Consider the following 18,838-nt stretch of genomic DNA (forward strand, 5'->3'; position numbering starts at 1 on the left):
TAGTCTGCGGACATCTGCAACGCCGCCAACAGCAAATCGAACAAGAGCCGGCCATGACTGATCTGTCCCCACTTCCGGGTCCCGCAAGCGTTGCCGTCGCGGCACTGGACGGGCGTTTTTTTCGCCCGCCGCTGCCTGACGGACACGTGTTGCGACCACGCCTTTGCGAGCGCCTGCAAGCAGGACTCGGTGGACGGCTGTTGCTGGTCAGCGCCCCCGCAGGCTTCGGCAAGAGTTCGCTGGCCGTGGAGTTTTGCCAGAGTCTGCCGGCGCATTGGCAAAGTCTCTGGCTGGGCCTGAGCCCACGGGACAGCGACCCCGGTCGCTTTCTCGAGCGCTTGCTCGAAGGCCTGCAGGACTATTTCCCCCAACTGGGCAGCCGCGCGCTCGGCCTGCTGAAGATGCGTCAACGCCACCAGCCGTTTGCCTTTGAAGAATGGCTCGACGGGCTGCTCGACGAACTGACACAGCACCTTGATCCCGCGACACCCTTGTTGCTGGTGCTCGACGATTATCATCTCGCCCAAGGCCCGGTGCTCGACCGTTGCCTGCAGTTTTTCCTCAACCACTTGCCCGAGGGTTTGCTGGTGATGGTCACCAGTCGGCAGCGCCCTGACTGGCACCTGGCGCGCTTGCGACTGTCGCGGCAATTGCTGGAGCTGCACGAGCAGGATTTACGCCTGACCCACGACGAAGCCCTGACATTGCTCGATCGCCACAGCACTTCTCTGCGCGGCGAAGCGCTGGAAAACCTCATCCAGCGCAGCGAAGGCTGGGTCGCCGGGCTGCGTTTCTGGCTGCTGGCAGCATCCGAAGCCGGCAGTGAAGCGGCATTGCCGCAAGCGCTGAACGGCGGGGAAGGGCTGATCCGCGACTATCTGCTCGAAGAAGTCATCGATTGCCTGCCCATCGAAGTGCAATCATTTCTCTACGACACCGCACCGCAGGAGCGCTTTTGCAGCGAGCTGTGCGATGCCGTCCGCGAAGCCCATGACAGTGCCGAGATCCTGCGTTTCCTGCAGGCGCATCAAGTATTCCTGGTGCCGCTGGATGAGCATGGTCACTGGTATCGCTATCACCACTTGTTTTCCGACCTGTTGCGCAGTCGCCCGGTTGCTCAGGCCTTGGTGCCCACCGGAACGCTGCATTTGCGCGCCTGTCGCTGGTTCAACGCTCAGGGCTTGCTCGACGAAGCGGTGGAGCAGGCATTACGTGCCGGCCATCTGGATGTGGCGGCGAATCTGGTGCAGAACCTGTCGGAGGAGCAACTGCTGGCCGAGCAGAATGTCGGCATGCTGTTGCGCTGGAAGATGGACTTGCCCGACAGCTTGCTGATCAGCACGCCGCGCTTGATCGTGCTGTACAGCTGGGCGCTGGGGCTGGCGTGTCAGCTCGACGCGGCTGAAGAATTGTCCAGCCATCTGAGCCGCTTCCTGCCGGCGCCGTCCGCTACGGCGCAAAAGTCGATGCTGGCGCAATGGCTGGCGTTGAGCGGGATCATCGCGCGCGGACGCGGGCATCGCGAGTTGACGCTCAAGTACTGCAGCGAAGCGCTCGAAAGTCTGCCGGCCAAGCGCTACGGCCAGCGGCTGATGTGTTTGTCGACGTTATCCAACCTGGCGATTGCCGACGGTGATCTGTGGCGCGCGCGGGGATTGAACCGTGAGTCCCTTGAGTTGGCGCAACGCGTCGGTAACCCGTTATTTGAAGCACTGGCGCATTACGATCGCGCCCGCGTTTTGCAGGCTCGCGGTGAAATTCTGCGTTCGCTCGATGAAGTCCATCAGGGTCTGGAACGGTTGCGCGGACTGTCCCCGCAGCGCCTGTATGCCGTGCGCGCGCGACTGACGCTGTACGAAGGTTTTCTGTTGGCGATGCGCTTGCAGCCGCAGCTCGCACGCGTGCGGTTATTGGCCGGGCTCAGTGAAGCACGGGCCTGTCGCGACATCAGCGTGTTGATCGGTCACTGCGTGATCGCGCGTCTGGATGGCGCCAGCGGTGAGTTCGCCAAAGCCTTCGCCGAACTCGCCGAAGCCGAGCGGCTGATGCACATCTGGGACGTCCCGCCGATCTACTATCTGGCGATGATCACCCTGGTCAAATGTGAACTGTGGCTGGCGCAGGGCCGCACCGATCTGGCTGAAGCCTGGCTCACGCGGCTGGGCCAGACCTATACGGGCGAACGTGCGGCGGCGCCGCCGGAATTTCATCCACAACTGCCTTTGCATGTCGAACTGCAACAGGCACTGCTCGATGTGATTCAAGGGCAACCGATGCTCGCCGAAGGGCGCTTGAACGTATTGCACGAAAACGGCCAGCAAACCGGGCGTCAGTTGCTCAGCGTGATGGCGTTGACGCAGAAGGTGGCGTTGCTGTTGGCGAGCGGGCGCGAAGCGGAGGCGCGCAAAGCGCTGAATCAGGCGTTGGAGGCAGCGGCCGGGGGCGTGCTGCAACCGTTCGATGGTTTGGTCAAAGGGCACGCGGACTGGTTGCGCGGACAATTGCTGACGTCGCCAACGCTGGCAGGACAGCAATTGCTGCAACACTTTCCGCCAGCGGCGCCCCGTCCGGCCGTGGAATCAAGTACTACCGAACAGCTCAGCAGTCGCGAACTGGCGGTACTGCGGTTGATCGCCCAAGGCTGTTCGAATCAGGAAATCAGCGAGCAATTGTTCATCTCGCTGCATACCGTGAAGACTCATGCCAGCCATATCAACAGCAAGCTTGGGGTTGAGCGGCGTACGCAGGCAGTGGCGCGGGCGAAGGAACTGGGGGTTTTGAGCTAGCCGCGACAAACGGCGGTCGATAAAAAACGCCCCGATTGATCGGGGCGTTTTTTTGAAGGTGACCCGGTCCATCTTGTCGGCCGGGTCGGGCAGAAGAAGGTCAGGCCATCAGATCGTTGGCACTGAAGGAGTTCACCCCCAACAACTGGATTTCGAAGTCCGCACCGGCGTTGCCGCTGACGTTGCCCGACAAAATGTGGTCAACGAAACGCAATTGACCCGCACCCGTGAAGGTGTCCGCACCAATGAAGGAGAACGTGTTGACGCCATTTTGCAGCAGGTTGGCATCAAGCATTCTGAAATCGATCTTGTCACCCTCAAGGCTACTGAAGTCGTTGATGACGTCCCTCGAACTGCCAAGCCCCATATGCTCCAAGTGGATGAAGGCAAACTGGTCGCTGCCAGTCCCACCGATCAGCGTGTCCTTGCCGGGTCCGCCGACCAATCTATCGGCCCCAGCCCCCCCATCTAGCAAATCGTCGCCGATGCCACCGTCCATTATGTTGTCGTCGGCATTACCGATCAGCTTGTTGTCAAAAAAATTGCCCCATAGTGTGAAAGCACCTGTGCCATTGATTTTCAGGTTTTCCACGTATTTTAGATAAGGCGTATCCAGGTTTATAAAACTGCTCTGATTTTCAGTAGAAAAATCGATAACCACCCAATCCTGCCCACTGTCAGCCGCCTCTTTGACCCGCGACAATTCGATGGATTGATCAAGAATGTAGGTGTCATCGCCGCTACCACCGATCATGGTATCCATCCCGGCACCACCGTTAAGGATATCGTTGCCATCCCCACCATTGAGGGTGTTGTTGCCGTCATTACCAGTCAGCACGTTGTTCTTCTCGTTACCGGTACCGTTTAGGTCGTCGATGCCGACAAGTGTCAGGTTTTCGAGGTCGGAGCCAAGGGTGTAGTTGACGGAAGACATGACCTGGTCGACATCGTTCGCCTCGCCCCCCATGTCCATGACGAAGTCAAATTTGTCATCGACGTAGTAGGTGTCTGAGCCAGCGCCGCCCATCAACAGGTCGCGACCCGAGCCGCCGTTGAGGATGTCGTCACCGGCCCCTCCTTCGAGCGTATTGTTTTCACTGTTGCCAGTCAGCATGTTGTTCAGATCGTTGCCGGTGCCTTTAATCGCACTGCCGGTGAGCACAAGGTTTTCCAGATTGGCGCCAAGGATCCAGTTGATCGATGAACGCACAGTGTCGATTTCGCTCGGCAAGGTGCTTTTTTCAATGATCGTGTCGCCGACGTTATTGACAATGTAAGTGTCATTGCCCAATCCGCCGATCAGCGTATCGGTACCCAGGCCACCATCGATAATGTTGTTGCCGGAATTGCCTGTAATAACGTTGTTATAGCCGTTGCCTGTGCCATTCAGGTCGGCGTTGCCAGCGAGTGTGAGGTTTTCGAGGTTGACGCCAAGGGCGTAATCGATCGTCGCGATTACTTCGTCGATAGCCGTTGGCGACGTATCAGTCTCGATCACCTGATCGCCAATGTTATTGACGTGGTAACGGTCGGCGCCGTCGCCACCGATCATGATGTCGTTGCCCAGACCACCGATCAGAGTGTCGTCACCGGCACCACCGTAGAGCGTGCTGTTGCCGTTGTTACCGTGCAACTCGTTGTTCAGTTCGTTACCGGTGCCGACGAGGTTGTCATGGCCGGTAAGGACGAGGTTCTCGAAGTTGGCGCCCAGAGTCCAGTTGATCGACGACCATACAGAGTCGATTTCGCTGACCAGGTTGCTGGTCTCGCTTACGGAGTCGCCGGCGTTGTCGACTACGTAGGTATCGTTGCCCAGCCCACCGATCATCTCGTCAGCCCCGAGGCCGCCGTCGAGGACGTTGTTGCCAGCGTTACCGGTCATGCGGTTGCTGACGGCGTTGCCGGAGCCTTTGAGATCGGCGTTGCCGATGAGGATCAGGTTTTCGACGTTGCTGCCCAGCGTGTAATCAATGGATGAGAACACTCGATCAAGGGCAGTCAACGAGGCGTCAGTTTCAATCACCACATCGCCGGCGTTGTCGACGTAGTAGGTGTCGATGCCGTCGCCGCCAGTCATGACGTCAGCGCCGGTGCCGCCATCCAGAGTGTTGGCGCCGGCGTTGCCGGTGAGAGTGTTGTTCAGTGCGTTACCGGTGCCGTTGACTGCATTGCCAGTGAGCACCAGGTTTTCCAGGTTGGCGCTCAGGGTCCAGTCGACCGATGAACGCACCGTGTCGATCTCGTTCGCCAGCGTGCTGGTTTCACTGACGCTGTCGCCGATGTTGTCGACGATGTAAGTGTCGTTGCCCAAGCCGCCGGCCATGCTGTCGGCACCGAGACCGCCATCAAGGATGTTATTGCCGCTGTTGCCGGTCAGCATGTTGTTAAGGCTGTTGCCGCTGGCGTTCAGGTTGTCGGTGCCGGCGAGAAAGAGGTATTCCAGGTTGGCGCCCAAGGTCCAGGTGACCGACGACCAAACGGTGTCGATCTCGTAGGAAGCCGTGCTGGTTTCGCTGATGGTATCGCCGACGTTGTCGATGATGTAGGTGTCATAGCCGGTGCCACCGACCAGTCTGTCGGCGCCGATTCCGCCGTTTAGGGTGTCGTTGCCCGCACCGCCGTCGAGAATGTTGTTGCCACTGTTGCCGGTCAGCGTGTTGTCCAGGCTGTTGCCGGTGGCGTTCAGGTTGTCGGTGCCGGCCAGGTAAAGGTTTTCGAGGTTGGCGCCCAAGGCCCAGCTGACCGACGACCAAACGGTGTCGATCTCGTAGGAAAGCGTGCTGGTTTCGCTGATGGTATCGGCGACGTTGTCGACGATGTAGGTGTCATAACCCAGGCCGCCGATCATCAGGTCGGCACCGAGACCGCCATCAAGGATGTTATTGCCGCTGTTGCCGGTCAGCATGTTGTTAAGGCTGTTGCCGGTGGCGTTCAGGTTGTCGGTGCCGGCGAGAAAGAGGTATTCCAGGTTGGCGCCCAAGGTCCAGGTGACCGACGACCAAACGGTGTCGATCTCGTAGGAAGCCGTGCTGGTTTCGCTGATGGTATCGCCGACGTTGTCGATGATGTAGGTGTCATAGCCGGTGCCACCGACCAGTCTGTCGGCGCCGATTCCGCCGTTTAGGGTGTCGTTGCCCGCACCGCCGTCGAGAATGTTGTTGCCACTGTTGCCGGTCAGCGTGTTGTCCAGGCTGTTGCCGTTGGCGTTCAGGTTGTCGGTGCCGGCCAGGTAAAGGTTTTCGAGGTTGGCGCCCAAGGCCCAGCTGACCGACGACCAGACGGTGTCAATCTCGTAGGAAAGCGTGCTGGTTTCGCTGATGGTATCGCCGACGTTGTCGACGATGTAGGTGTCATAACCCAGGCCGCCGATCATCAGGTCGGCACCGAGACCGCCGTCGAGAACGTTGTTGCCATCGTTACCGGTCATGCGGTTGCTGGCGGCGTTACCGGTGCCTCTGAGGTCGGCATTGCCGATCAGGATCAGGTTTTCGACATTGGCGCCCAAGGCGTAGTTGATCGACGAGAACACCCGATCAAGGGCCGTTGGCGAAGCGTCAGTCTCAATCACTACATCGCCGACGTTGTCGACGTAATAGGTGTCGAGACCGTCGCCGCCAGTCATGACGTCAGCGCCGGTGCCGCCATCCAGAGTGTTGGCGCCGGCATTGCCGGTGAGAATGTTGTTCAGTGCGTTACCGGTGCCGTTGACTGCATTGCCAGTCAGCACCAGGTTTTCCAGGTTGGCGCTCAGGGTCCAGTCGACCGAGGAACGCACCGTGTCGATCTCGTTCGCCAGCGTGCTGGTTTCACTGACGCTGTCGCCGATGTTGTCGACGATGTAAGTGTCGTTGCCCAAGCCGCCGGCCATGCTGTCGGCACCGAGACCGCCATCAAGGATGTTATTGCCGCTGTTGCCGGTCAGCATGTTGTTAAGGCTGTTGCCGGTGGCGTTCAGGTTGTCGGTGCCGGCGAGAAAGAGGTATTCCAGGTTGGCGCCCAAGGTCCAGGTGACCGACGACCAAACGGTGTCGATCTCGTAGGAAGCCGTGCTGGTTTCGCTGATGGTATCGCCGACGTTGTCGACGATGTAGGTGTCATAGCCGGTGCCACCGACCAGTCTGTCGGCGCCGATTCCGCCGTTGAGGGTGTCGTTGCCCGCACCGCCGTCGAGAATGTTGTTGCCACTGTTGCCGGTCAGCGTGTTGTCCAGACTGTTGCCGGTGGCGTTCAGGTTGTCGGTGCCGGCCAGGTAAAGGTTTTCGAGGTTGGCGCCCAAGGCCCAGTTGACCGACGACCAGACGGTGTCAATCTCGTAGGAAAGCGTGCTGGTTTCGCTGATGGTATCGCCGACGTTGTCGACGATGTAGCTGTCATAACCCAGGCCGCCGATCATCAGGTCGGCACCGAGACCGCCGTCGAGAACGTTGTTGCCATCGTTACCGGTCATGCGGTTGCTGACGGCATTACCGGTGCCTTTGAGATCAGCGTTGCCGATCAGGATCAGGTTTTCTACGTTGCTGCCCAGCATGTAATCAATGGACGAGAACACTCGATCAAGGGCAGTCAACGAGGCGTCAGTTTCAATCACCACATCGCCGACGTTGTCGACGTAATAGGTGTCCAGGCCGTCGCCGCCAGTCATGGTATCGGCACCGATGCCACCGTTGAGGGTGTTGTCACCGCTGTTGCCGGTCAGCACGTTATTGAGGTCGTTACCTGCAAGAACTGTCGATGCATTGCCCAGCAGTACGGCTTCTTCGATGTTGGCACTCAGGGCGTAACTTACCGAAGCACGCACGACGTCGTAGCCTTCGTTAGTCTCCTCGATGATCTGATCGCCAGAATTGTCGACGATGTAAGTGTCGTTACCCAGGCCGCCGATCAGCGTGTCCGTACCGTAACCACCATCCAGAACGTTATTGCCACTGTTACCGGCAATACGGTTATCGCTGTAGTTACCCGTACCGTTGAGGTTGTCTGAGCCCATCAGGTACAAGGACTCGATATCGGTCGTCAGGGTGTAGTTGACGGACGCATACACTTCGTCGTAGTTGGCAAAGCCGTTTTCCACGACAACGTCGCCGATATTGTCGACCATGTAAATGTCATTACCTGCGCCGCCGATCATTCTGTCGGCGCCCAATCCACCGTCGAGAATATTGTTGCCATCGTTGCCGGTCAGAGCGTTGTTCAGTTTATTTCCGGTGAGGTTCAGCGACGCGGTGCCCAGCAGTTCGCTGTATTCGATGTTGGCGCCGAGGGTATAGGTGACCGATGTGCGAACCAGATCCGTGCCTTCGTTCGCGAATTCGACCAGTGAGTCTTCCAGGCTGTTGATGATGTAAACGTCATCGCCAGTGCCACCCATAAGTGTGTCACTACCGGCGCCGCCATCAAGCATGTCGTTACCGGCGCCGCCCTGCAGATTGTTGGCGAAGGCATTGCCGACGAGGGAGTTGCCCCGATCGTTGCCAAGCACATTGAAAGTGCCTGTACCGTTCACGGTAACGTTTTCGAGATTGCTCAGCGAATTGCTGTTCAAGTCGATCAGGGTGCTGGACTGCACGCCATATTCAAGAACCAGCGTATCGCTGCCCTCGTTGACGTTCTCCTTGACCAAGTCCAGTTCAGCGGCCTGATCAATGACATAGGCATCGTTGCCGGCGCCGCCGATCAGGGTATCCAGACCGCCCAGACCATTAAGAACGTTGTGGCCGGCGTTGCCGGTCAGGACGTTGTTCTGACCATTGCCGAAGGCATTGATGTTGGAATTGCCGCTGAGTTCGAGATTTTCCAGGTTGTCGCCCAACGTCCAACTGATCGATGCGCGTACGGTATCTATTTCACTCGCGAGGGTACTGGTCTCACGGATGACGTCGGCTGCATTGTCGACCACATACGTGTCGTTGCCTGTCCCACCGATCAGGGTGTCGACGCCGGCGTCACCGTCGAGAATATTGTTGCCGGAGTTACCTGTGATTACGTTATTCGATGCGTTGCCATAGCCATTGATATTGGCATTGGTCAACAGCGTCAGATTCTCCACATTCTCGCCGTTGTACAACAGGCTGAAACTGGCCGTCGAGAATACCGCGTCGATCTCGCTGGGCGAGTTGCTGGTTTCAATAATATTGTCGTCGCGGCTGTCGACGTAGTAAGTGTCATTACCGGCACCGCCATACATCGAGTCGTTACCTGTTCCGCCATTGAGGACGTTATCCAGGTCGTTCCCGCGCAGTATGTCGTTGAAATTCGAGCCAATGGCATTTTCGATTTTGGCGCCATAGGCAATAGCCAGGCCGCTATGGAAAATGGAGCCTCCCGTGAGATTGGGTAAACCAATGCTGCTATAGGCACCTTCGTTCAGGTTGATGTCGACTCGATCAGCCTGGGAGCTTGCGTCGATCGTGTCGTTGCCGCCGGCATCCCAGATCGTTTCGAAGATCGGTTGATAGGCTTTCCAGGAATAAACGTTGTCACCGGTTTGCCAGGTCATGTTGGCGCCGTAAAGCGCTTGTATGGCAAGGATGTCCAACACCATCGGCGTCATCGGCTGGTATGAGTAATTGTTGTCGTAACTCATCACCGTGAGTTGGACATCGTCCAGCGCCGGATCAAGAATAGTCGTGTTCGCGCTGCTGGCGGAAAAAGGGTGCTTGAGTCCCAGGGCATGACCGATTTCGTGGATAAAGGTCATGTAGTCGTAAGTACCCTTGGTGGCGTACTCGGACGTTGGATCGCCGATCCATACGTCACCGCCGCGAGGGGTGTTGGATGGGGTGTAAGCCCAGGCTGCCGCCTGGTTGCTCATCAAGCCATAGCCACCAAAACGCAAGTCGCCGACGTTGGAAATGTCGTCGGTAGTCTGAGTGAACGTAATATTGGCGACAGCGCTCCAGGAGGCCAAGGCATCGATGATGCCGCTTTTCTGGCTGTTGGACAGCGCGTAAATCGCGTTGTACTCGTTATCGGCACTGTAGTTGGTCGCGAAATACGAGGTGTTTGGTTCGATAAAGCTGTACGTCAGTTTGGCCGGGCCATCGAATGGCCAATTGGCGCCTGCCCAGTAGGTGCCGGAAAGCAAACTGTCGAGCGCACTGATGCCCGTCAACTTGGAAGTAAGACTTAAAGTGATACCGGTTGGGCTAGGCATTAAATTTTCCTGAATGAGCTGCGGTCCTTCCCGATGCGACCGCTACGAATGCGCAATTTTGCATCAGAAACGTTACGAATGGCATCAATTGGCCATCACTTTCTGACTGGTGGCGTCGAATATCGCCTCCAGTGAATTAGTCGGCGAGTGGCGTAGAATCCTGAATCAATATGTGCCCGTCCGATTACCGACTCAGGATCTTTCATGACTGTTACAGCTCTCGCGTTGATCCGCGAAACTTTCCCCGTCGGACCTTTGCAGTGCAACTGCACGATCATCGGCGATCCGGTCACAAAAAAAGCCATCGTCGTCGACCCGGGTGGCAATCCCGACCTGATCATGGCCCGCCTCGATGCGCTGGACCTGAAAGTGGTCAGCATCATCCATACCCACGCGCACCTCGATCACTTCCTCGCCTCAGGGCAGATGAAAGAAAAAACCGGCGCGACCCTGCATCTGCACAAGGAAGATCAGTTCCTCTGGGACAACCTCGAGATGCAATGCCAGATGTTCGGCGTGCCCTACGTTCCGGTGCCATCACCGGATCGCTGGTTATCGGACGATGAGGAGCTGGCTTGCGGTTGCGGGGTTGCATTGCATACGCCGGGTCATACGCCCGGTTCCATGAGCTTTTGGTTTTCCGAGGCTAAGCTGTTGATTGCCGGCGACACACTTTTTCGTCGCGGGGTAGGGCGCACGGATTTATGGGGTGGCGATCAGGCGACCATCGTGCGATCGATCAAGCAGCGGCTGTACACCCTGGACGAAGATGCAACGGTGGTTACCGGGCATGGTCCGGATACGCGTCTGGGTGATGAAATGCGCGAAAACCCTTTTGTACGGGCGTAAATATTTTGTCATGAGTGGGCGGCGGAATTTTTGTCCATTGTCATGATCCAACGCCCGCAGAGGTTTATTGCCAACCGGCCGCTGCACCTCAGAATGCAGAAAAGTAGGAGCTCTTCATGTTCACCAAGCGTCGTTTGATTGTTGTCGCTACTGCCGTGGCCTTGTTGTCCGGCTGCGCCTCGCCTAACCCTTATGACAATCAGGGCCAGGCCGACGGTGGCTCCCAAGGCATGAGCAAAACCGCCAAGTACGGCGGCCTCGGCGCTCTGGCCGGTGCACTGGCTGGTGCAGCTATCGGTCACGATAACCGTGGCAAGGGTGCCTTGATCGGTGCTGCCGTGGTGGGTGCTTCGGCGGCCGGTTACGGTTACTACGCCGATCAGCAAGAGAAGAAACTGCGTGCCAGCATGGCCAATACCGGGGTTGAAGTGCAGCGTCAGGGGGATCAGATCAAGCTGATCATGCCAGGTAACATCACGTTCGCCACCGATTCGGCGAATATCGCCTCCAGCTTCTATCAGCCACTGAATAACCTCGCCGGCTCCCTGAAGGAGTTCAGCCAGAACCAGATCGAAATCGTCGGCTATACCGACAGCACCGGCAGCCGCCAGCACAACATGGACCTGTCCCAGCGTCGTGCGCAGAGCGTGGCGACCTACCTGACGTCGCAAGGTGTCAGCGGTGCCAACCTGTCGGCCCGTGGCGCCGGTCCGGATAATCCGATTGCCAGCAACGGCGACGTCAATGGCCGAGCTCAGAACCGTCGCGTTGAGGTCAACCTGAAGGCGATTCCGGGCCAGCAGTATGGTGCTCAGCAACAGCCGGGCACGGTTCAGCAGTATCCGTAACTGAATGCCTGAATGAAAAAATGCCCGATCCTGTGATCGGGCATTTTTTTGTGGCCGGTGCTGGCTCCATCGCGGGCAAGCCCGTGATAGGGCCGGTGCATTCACCGTAAAATCATCAGGCACAAAAAAGCCCTCGGACAACGGAATTGTCCGGGGGCTTTTTGCTTGTCGCTGCGACTGATTACTTCTTCAAACCATAATGCTCATCAAGCATGCCTGGCGCATTCGGAGTCTTCGGCGCGTAATCGCGTGGCGGCTCCTGATCGCGCGGTGGCGTCAGACGCTCGCGTGGGGCCTGCACCGATTCAGAGTGCAACGAGGCGAGCAAGCGCTGGCGAGTCTGCTCGTCCAGGGCCAGACGATTGGCACCCTCGGCGAGATGATCCTGCACTTCCTGATAGCTTTGGGTCAGTTTCTTGACCAGCATCGCGGTGCTGTTGAAGTGGGTGACCACTTCGTTTTGATAACTGTCGAAACGCTCCTGGATATCATCCAGTTGACGCTGCGTACGGCTCGGCGCAGCGTTCGGCGCAACGCGCGCGATCAGGAATCCAATGGCGACACCCACAACCAGGGCAAGAGTCGGTAACAACCAAACTAAGAGCGAGTGTTCCACGAGTCCTTCCTCTATAAACGGCTTTGCTTTACGTTAACGGCTCGAACCTGCGCTGTATACCGCGATTCACTCGCAATAGATTGGCACAGACAATTTGCTAGACGAGTCGACCCGATTCGAGGTCACGGAGTTCCTTCCTTGCTGATGCGTGAAACCCCTGTAGTGATTGATGGCCCAGTCGGCCAAATTGAAGCTCTTCACCTGGATAACGAGCAGCCGCGCGGCATCGCGCTGATCTGCCATCCGAACCCGGTGCAGGGCGGCACCATGCTCAACAAGGTCGTTTCGACCCTGCAGCGCACGGCCCGCGACGCCGGTCTGATCACCCTGCGCTTCAATTATCGCGGCGTCGGCGCCAGCGAAGGTAGCCACGACATGGGCACCGGTGAGGTCGACGACGCTCAAGCCGCCGCCGCATGGCTGTTGGAAAAACACCCGAATCTGCCACTGACCCTGTTCGGTTTCTCCTTCGGCGGATTTGTTGCAGCAAGTCTCGGCGGCCGTCTCGAAGCCCAGGGCGTGCAACTCAAGCATCTGTTCATGGTTGCGCCGGCGGTGATGCGTCTGGGCGAGCAGGATCAACTGCCAGCGCATGTCGAGTTGACCGTGATCCAGCCGGAAACCGACGAAGTCATCGATCCGCAATTGGTCTATGACTGGTCGGACGAACTCCAGCGCCCCCATGAGCTGCTGAAAGTGGCAGAATGCGGACACTTTTTTCATGGCAAGTTGACCGATCTCAAGGATCTGATCCTGCCGCGTCTCTCGAATTGATTGCAGTCTGACAAGCGATTACCCATGACGAACCGTACCCGCATCCTCACCGGCATCACCACCACCGGCACGCCACACCTTGGCAACTACGCCGGCGCCATCCGTCCGGCGATCCTCGCCAGCCGCGACAGCAATGCCGATTCGTTCTACTTCCTGGCCGACTACCACGCCCTGATCAAATGCGATGACCCGCTGCGCATCCAGCGCTCGCGTCTGGAAATCGCTGCGACCTGGCTGGCCGGTGGCCTGGATGTCGACCGCGTGACCTTCTACCGTCAGTCGGACATCCCGGAAATCCCCGAGCTGACCTGGCTGCTGACCTGCGTCGCCGCCAAGGGCTTGCTCAACCGTGCGCATGCCTACAAGGCCTCGGTGGACAAGAACGTCGAAACCGGTGAAGACCCGGATGCCGGCATCACCATGGGCCTCTACAGCTATCCGGTGCTGATGGCCGCAGACATCCTGATGTTCAACGCGCACAAGGTGCCGGTCGGTCGTGACCAGATCCAGCACGTGGAAATGGCCCGCGACATCGGCCAGCGTTTCAACCACCTGTTTGGCCAGGGCAAAGAATTCTTCACCATGCCTGAAGCACTGATCGAAGAAAGCGTGGCAACGTTGCCAGGCCTCGACGGTCGCAAGATGTCGAAAAGCTACGACAACACCATCCCGTTGTTCTCCAGCGCCAAAGAGATGAAGGACGCGATCTCGCGGATCGTCACTGACTCCAAAGCGCCAGGCGAAGCCAAGGACCCGGACAACTCGCACCTGTTCACTCTGTTTCAGGCCTTCGCCACGCCTGCACAGGCTGACGAATTCCGCAGTGAACTGCTCGGTGGCCTGGGTTGGGGCGAGGCGAAGAACCGCCTGTTCCAGTTGCTCGACAACGAATTGGGCGAAGCGCGCGACAAGTATCACCAGTTGATCGAGCGTCCGGCGGATCTGGAAGACATCCTGCAGATAGGCGCGAAAAAGGCCCGTGCCGTGGCAACGCCGTTCCTCAACGAACTGCGTGAAGCCGTGGGCCTGCGTTCGTTCGTCAATCAGGTTCAGGTGGCTGCGACCACCAAGAAGAAAGCCGTAAAAGCCGCACGTTTCGTCAGTTTCCGCGAGGACGACGGCAGTTTCCGTTTCCGTCTGCTGGCGGCCGATGGCGAGCAATTGCTGCTGTCGCGCAACTTCGCTGATGGCAAAACCGCTGGCCAGGTGACCAAGCAACTGCAATCCGGTCAGCCTATGGACGTGCGCAGCGAAGACTTGAGCTTCAGCGTGTGGCTGGAAGGCGACTGCATCGGCGACAGCCCGGCATTCGCTGACAGCACGACGCGGGACGCGGCCATCGAGGCCCTGCGCATCGCGTTGACCCCGGTACAGGAATAATCAGCGGCTCGGCCCGACCAAGGGCTGATTGCCATTCCCATGGGCCGTCGCTACAGTGACGGCCCGTTTTTGTTGCCTTGCTAACGAATTATGACGCCCCTAGAACGATACCAAGCTGATCTGAAACGCCCGGACTTCTTCCATGACGCCGCGCAGGAAACTGCTGTGCGTCATTTGCAGCGCCTGTACGAGGATCTGATCGCCGCCGATCAGAACAAACCGGGTCTTTTGAGCAAGCTGTTTGGCAAAAAGGATCAGACGCCGGTCAAGGGTCTGTACTTCTGGGGCGGCGTGGGTCGCGGCAAGACTTACCTGGTCGACACCTTCTTCGAAGCGCTGCCGTTCAAGGAAAAGACCCGCACGCACTTCCACCGCTTCATGAAGCGTGTGCACGAAGAGATGAAAACCCTCGGCGGCGAGAAAAACCCGCTGACCATCATCGCCAAGCGTTTTGCGACTGAGTCGCGGGTCATCTGCTTCGATGAATTCTTTGTCTCCGACATCACTGACGCAATGATCCTCGGCACGCTGATGGAAGAGTTGTTCAAGAACGGCGTGACCCTGGTTGCGACCTCGAACATCGTTCCCGATGGTCTGTACAAGGACGGCCTGCAACGCGCGCGCTTCCTGCCGGCCATTGCGCTGATCAAGCAGCACACCGAAATCGTCAACGTCGACAGCGGCGTCGACTATCGTTTGCGTCACCTCGAGCAGGCGGAACTGTTCCACTATCCGCTCGACGAAGCCGCTCACGAAAGCCTGCGCAAGAGCTTCAAGGCACTGACACCGGAATGCACGGCGGCGGTGGAAAACGACGTGCTGATCATTGAAAATCGCGAGATCCGTGCCCTGCGCACGTGTGATGACGTGGCCTGGTTCGACTTCCGCGAACTGTGCGACGGCCCGCGCAGCCAGAACGATTACATCGAATTGGGCAAAATCTTCCACGCCGTGCTGCTCAGCGGTGTCGAGCAGATGAGCGTCACCACCGACGACATCGCTCGCCGCTTCATCAACATGGTCGACGAGTTCTACGACCGTAACGTGAAGCTGATCATCTCTGCTGAAGTCGAATTGAAGGATCTGTACACCGGCGGGCGCCTGAACTTCGAGTTCCAGCGCACGCTGAGTCGCCTGCTGGAGATGCAGTCGCACGAATTCCTGTCGCGGGCCCATAAGCCTTAAGCAGATCTCGAATTCAGAAAAAGGGCCTGCAATTGCAGGCCCTTTTTTTGCGCGTTTGGTTAACCAGTTTGATCGAGGTAAGACGCCAGATGCTCTTGCTGTCGGCACCCGACCAGCAGCCAGAGCAAAATCCTCGCTTTGCGCGGGCAGGTGAACCCTGCCATCAAGGCACCCTTGCGCTGTAAATCGATTTCGCTGCCCTCAAAGCCGTAGGTTGACCGTGCCGTGGAGCCACAGCCGGTACGTGTCGCGATGATTACCGGAATGTGTCGGGCGATGGTTTCGATGACTTTGGCCCAGTGTGCGGACACATGTCCGGCACCGAATCCGGCGATCACCAGCCCGTCATAGCCCAGCTCGACGACATTTTCCAGCAGCAGACTGTCCGCAGAGAGCGACGCTTCCAGGAAGGCAATCGTCTGGTTGGTGGTTTGCGGCAGGGGCAAGACTTGACGTGCAACAGGCGGCTGCAAATAACGCACAACACCTTCCATTAGAACGCCGGCAGGACCGGTCACAGGCGATGCGAACGCGTGCAGCGCCATGGAGTCGACTTTGCGCACGGCGCTCGCCCGGTGAATCTGCCCGTGGATAACCACTTGGGCGCCGCGTCCCCGACTGCTTTGCGCCAGTGCGACGCGGCCGGCATCCAGCAGGTTTGCCGGGCCATCGGCACCCGCCTGGGCCGCCGAACGCATGGCGCCAGTCAGCACCAGCGGTTCGTCGTGGTCCCACAGATGATCAAAAAAAGTGGCGGATTCCTCTAGCGTGTCCGTGCCTTGAACAATGATGACGCCTGCCGCACCTTGATTGATCTGAAAGTTCGCCCAGCACAACACGCTCAGCAGATATTCGAAATCAAGTGAGGCGCCGGGCAACAGTCCGAGCGTCTCTACAGTCAACTGCGCAAGTGTTTTCAGTTCCGGCACCGTGTTCAGGAGCGCCTCGCCTGACACCGATGGAACGACGCCTTCGCCGCTTTGGAGCGATTGCATGCTGACAGTACCGCCGAGTGCGGCAATGGCCAGTTTGGGCAAGTCCATGTGATACCTCGCAAAGGAAACCGGCGGCTCCTGAATCGGATTCAAGCGCCAGCCGGGAAGGGGGACGTCAGTGGCTTGCCAGCCAGCCGACGAGCGGAAGGATCAGCAGCGTGCTGATGGCCATGGACAACACATTTCCGATGAAACCGTGCATGTGCCCCGGCACTCGTTGCGCGAGGGCGCAAGCCAGCGGTGGGGCGATCAGGGCACCGAGCAATGCGCTTGAGGCAATCACTTGCCAGTCGCCGCCGTAGGTCAAAATAGCTGCCGGAACGACTGATACCAGCGGCACATAGGTCGGGTACCAGCCTCGGGCTATCCATTGTTTGCGCCAGATCAGCACGCCCAGTGCCGAGGTCAATGCCTGGCCCGCCAGTAGTTGTGGCAACAAACCGGTGCCATAGACAGGGCTCATAGGGTTAAGGGTAAACGCCAGCAATGCGCCGACGATCAGCCCAAGACTGGCCCATTCATTGCCGAAAAAAGGCGCTTCGGAGAAGTCCGCCAAGACCCGGCGAATGCTCCAGATCACCCCATGATCGGGAGCCTTGGCGGTCACCGGGATGCTGGCCTCCTCGGCGACCTGTTCGGGCGCCGCGGATGTCACCAGACTCGGTATGTAGCGGCAGAGTACGAAGGCGCCGATGCTGGCGATTGCCATGCCCGATACATTGCCGATCACCACGGGCAGGCCGAGGGGGTTGCAGACGTAATTCACTATCAGCATGCACATGGGCGTCACGAAAAGGGCTCCCATGATTGCGCCATTGATAGCGACCTTCCAGCCACCCCCAAACATCAGAACCATCGCCGCGGGCAACGACACAAATGCCGCAAACGTTGGCTGCCAGCTCGTGGCGGTGACGGTCCAGCCCCACACGAGATTGCTCAGTACCAGGCCCAGTAAAGAGCTGGTAACGAGCCACGGCCATAGTCCGCTGCCGTAACAGATGGTAAAGCCTTGCCAGGATTTTCCCGTTCGATTCGCCCAGTACCCCAGATAAGCACCTGCCAGAAGGCCAATGGATGCGAACTCGTGTTTATAAAATGCCACCTCACTGATATCTCCCAACACCCAGCGCAGCCAGGCGGTCGGCTCGGGAAGATTCGAGACCATGTGGCCGTAATCCGGCCAGCGTGCTGACCAAAGTGAGTGATTGTTCATTGAGAGCCAGACAATCAGCGCTGTAGCACTCAGCAGCAATCCAATGATCATGCTGTCGAGCATTGTTCTGGCGGCGATTTGTTTCCGTGGTTTTGCGTGGATAGTTCCCATTGCTTGGCCCCCGGTTAGCGCGGAAGGCACGGATGCTGGGTGTAGCCGAGCATTCGGTCGTAGACATCGCAGCGACGATCCCGATGGAGGTCGTTCAAGTCATTCCAGATAGGCGCGCTGCGAGCGCTGGTCAGGTCAATATCGGCATAGAGAATTTCCTGCTGGTCGGCAGATGCCACGCGGCCGATCGGCCAGCCGTTGGTGCCGGCGATCAACGAACATCCAAGGTATCGAGCGCCGCGCTCTTCGCCGATTCGACTCGCCGCCGCGATAAACACATTGTTGACATGCGCGGCGGTCATGGTCAGATACGAGGCCATGCATTTGCCGGCGTCATCGAACAACGGTGGCGGAGTCCAGACCCAATTGTTCAGGCTGCAAATGATGTCTGCGCCTTGCTGGCTCAGGATCCTCGGGACCTCGGGAAACCAGATGTCCCAACAGATCAGCAATCCAATGCGACCGATAGGCGTGTCAAAGACCGGGAATCCCGAGTCGCCGGCAGTGAACCAGAGCTTTTCCAGGTTCCAGAGATGAGCCTTGCGGTACTTGCCGATAAACCCGTCAGGCCCCACTAGCACGCCAGTGTTGTAAAGCTTCGATCCCTCGCGCTCGGTCAGCCCGGCTACCAGATAAACCTGATGATGACGGGCGAAATCTTCCCAACTGCCAACACTCGGCCCATCTGGAACCGCTTCGGCATGGTCAAACGCATCCTGCCGGTTCTGAAAGAAATAACCGGTGCTGGTCAGTTCGGGCAAAACGATAAGGTTTGCGCCGTTGTTAACCGCTTCCAGTGCCAACTCCAGACTGGTACTCAAGTTTGCCGCGCGGTTTTGCTTGCCGACCTGTGGATCGAATTGCACGACCGCAACACGAACGGGGCTTGTGGACTCACTCATTTTTCATGACCTCTTATTATTGTTTT

Annotated in this window: 11 protein-coding genes; 6 read left to right on the forward strand and 5 right to left on the reverse strand. The window is 58.3% G+C overall.

The window, feature by feature from the left end; genetic code table 11:
* Positions 1 to 53 precede the first annotated feature (53 nt).
* On the forward strand, positions 54 to 2,786 hold the full coding sequence (locus H8B20_RS05310; protein WP_210622564.1) for a winged helix-turn-helix domain-containing protein: 2,733 nt from the start codon (positions 54 to 56) through the stop codon (positions 2,784 to 2,786).
* Positions 2,787 to 2,886: 100 nt separating this feature from the next.
* Here the strand turns inward: H8B20_RS05310 and H8B20_RS05315 are convergent, their stop codons facing one another.
* Entirely contained in the window at positions 2,887 to 9,939 is a 7,053-nt protein-coding gene (locus H8B20_RS05315; protein ID WP_210622565.1) for a M10 family metallopeptidase C-terminal domain-containing protein, read from the reverse strand.
* A 204-nt stretch (positions 9,940 to 10,143) separates the two neighbouring features.
* On the opposite strand from H8B20_RS05315, the gene H8B20_RS05320 reads away from it, so the two are divergent.
* Both H8B20_RS05320 and H8B20_RS05325 read left to right on the forward strand, forming a co-directional pair.
* Positions 10,144 to 10,788 (forward strand): MBL fold metallo-hydrolase, encoded by a 645-nt coding sequence (locus tag H8B20_RS05320; protein WP_210622566.1) that lies wholly within the window; start codon positions 10,144 to 10,146, stop codon positions 10,786 to 10,788.
* Positions 10,789 to 10,904: 116 nt separating this feature from the next.
* On the forward strand, positions 10,905 to 11,636 hold the full coding sequence (locus tag H8B20_RS05325) for a YiaD family glycine zipper/OmpA-like lipoprotein (protein WP_210622567.1): 732 nt from the start codon (positions 10,905 to 10,907) through the stop codon (positions 11,634 to 11,636).
* A 181-nt stretch (positions 11,637 to 11,817) separates the two neighbouring features.
* Here H8B20_RS05325 and H8B20_RS05330 read toward each other — a convergent pair whose 3' ends face one another.
* Positions 11,818 to 12,252, reverse strand: coding sequence for a Z-ring associated ZapG family protein (locus H8B20_RS05330; protein ID WP_042561009.1), 435 nt, complete (start codon positions 12,250 to 12,252; stop codon positions 11,818 to 11,820).
* Positions 12,253 to 12,396: 144 nt separating this feature from the next.
* On the opposite strand from H8B20_RS05330, the gene H8B20_RS05335 reads away from it, so the two are divergent.
* The 3 genes from H8B20_RS05335 (at position 12,397) to zapE (ending at position 15,591) form a co-directional block, all read left to right on the forward strand.
* The gene (locus tag H8B20_RS05335) at positions 12,397 to 13,026 is read left to right on the forward strand and encodes an alpha/beta hydrolase (RefSeq protein ID WP_210622951.1); all 630 of its coding nucleotides are present in this window, start codon (positions 12,397 to 12,399) and stop codon (positions 13,024 to 13,026) included.
* Between the two features lie 24 nt (positions 13,027 to 13,050).
* Entirely contained in the window at positions 13,051 to 14,406 is a 1,356-nt protein-coding gene (locus H8B20_RS05340) for a tryptophan--tRNA ligase (protein ID WP_210622568.1), read from the forward strand.
* Positions 14,407 to 14,496: 90 nt separating this feature from the next.
* Entirely contained in the window at positions 14,497 to 15,591 is a 1,095-nt protein-coding gene (gene zapE, locus H8B20_RS05345; protein WP_042561007.1) for a cell division protein ZapE, read from the forward strand.
* Between the two features lie 59 nt (positions 15,592 to 15,650).
* On the opposite strand, the gene H8B20_RS05350 is transcribed toward zapE, so the two are convergent.
* The 3 genes from H8B20_RS05350 to H8B20_RS05360 form a co-directional block, all read right to left on the reverse strand.
* The gene (locus H8B20_RS05350; protein WP_210622569.1) at positions 15,651 to 16,634 is read right to left on the reverse strand and encodes an asparaginase; all 984 of its coding nucleotides are present in this window, start codon (positions 16,632 to 16,634) and stop codon (positions 15,651 to 15,653) included.
* A 67-nt stretch (positions 16,635 to 16,701) separates the two neighbouring features.
* Positions 16,702 to 17,910, reverse strand: a complete 1,209-nt coding sequence (locus H8B20_RS05355) for a hypothetical protein (RefSeq protein ID WP_210622570.1) — start codon at positions 17,908 to 17,910, stop codon at positions 16,702 to 16,704.
* Positions 17,911 to 17,924: 14 nt separating this feature from the next.
* Positions 17,925 to 18,812, reverse strand: coding sequence for a nitrilase family protein (locus H8B20_RS05360; protein ID WP_210622571.1), 888 nt, complete (start codon positions 18,810 to 18,812; stop codon positions 17,925 to 17,927).
* Positions 18,813 to 18,838: the final 26 nt, after the last annotated feature.

Origin of the sequence: Pseudomonas sp. P42, assembly GCF_017973755.1 — a bacterium.
In the GTDB taxonomy this organism is placed as follows: domain Bacteria; phylum Pseudomonadota; class Gammaproteobacteria; order Pseudomonadales; family Pseudomonadaceae; genus Aquipseudomonas; species Aquipseudomonas iridis.

Bases quoted from the DNA above. Each gene is read 5' to 3' on its own strand.
- H8B20_RS05310 (WP_210622564.1), top strand. From the start codon at position 54: ATGACTGATCTGTCCCCACTTCCGGGTCCCGCAAGCGTTGCCGTCGCG.
- H8B20_RS05315 (WP_210622565.1), bottom strand. From the start codon at position 9,939: ATGCCTAGCCCAACCGGTATCACTTTAAGTCTTACTTCCAAGTTGACG.
- H8B20_RS05320 (WP_210622566.1), top strand. From the start codon at position 10,144: ATGACTGTTACAGCTCTCGCGTTGATCCGCGAAACTTTCCCCGTCGGA.
- H8B20_RS05325 (WP_210622567.1), top strand. From the start codon at position 10,905: ATGTTCACCAAGCGTCGTTTGATTGTTGTCGCTACTGCCGTGGCCTTG.
- H8B20_RS05335 (WP_210622951.1), top strand. From the start codon at position 12,397: ATGCGTGAAACCCCTGTAGTGATTGATGGCCCAGTCGGCCAAATTGAA.
- H8B20_RS05340 (WP_210622568.1), top strand. From the start codon at position 13,051: ATGACGAACCGTACCCGCATCCTCACCGGCATCACCACCACCGGCACG.
- zapE (WP_042561007.1), top strand. From the start codon at position 14,497: ATGACGCCCCTAGAACGATACCAAGCTGATCTGAAACGCCCGGACTTC.
- H8B20_RS05350 (WP_210622569.1), bottom strand. From the start codon at position 16,634: ATGGACTTGCCCAAACTGGCCATTGCCGCACTCGGCGGTACTGTCAGC.
- H8B20_RS05355 (WP_210622570.1), bottom strand. From the start codon at position 17,910: ATGGGAACTATCCACGCAAAACCACGGAAACAAATCGCCGCCAGAACA.
- H8B20_RS05360 (WP_210622571.1), bottom strand. From the start codon at position 18,812: ATGAGTGAGTCCACAAGCCCCGTTCGTGTTGCGGTCGTGCAATTCGAT.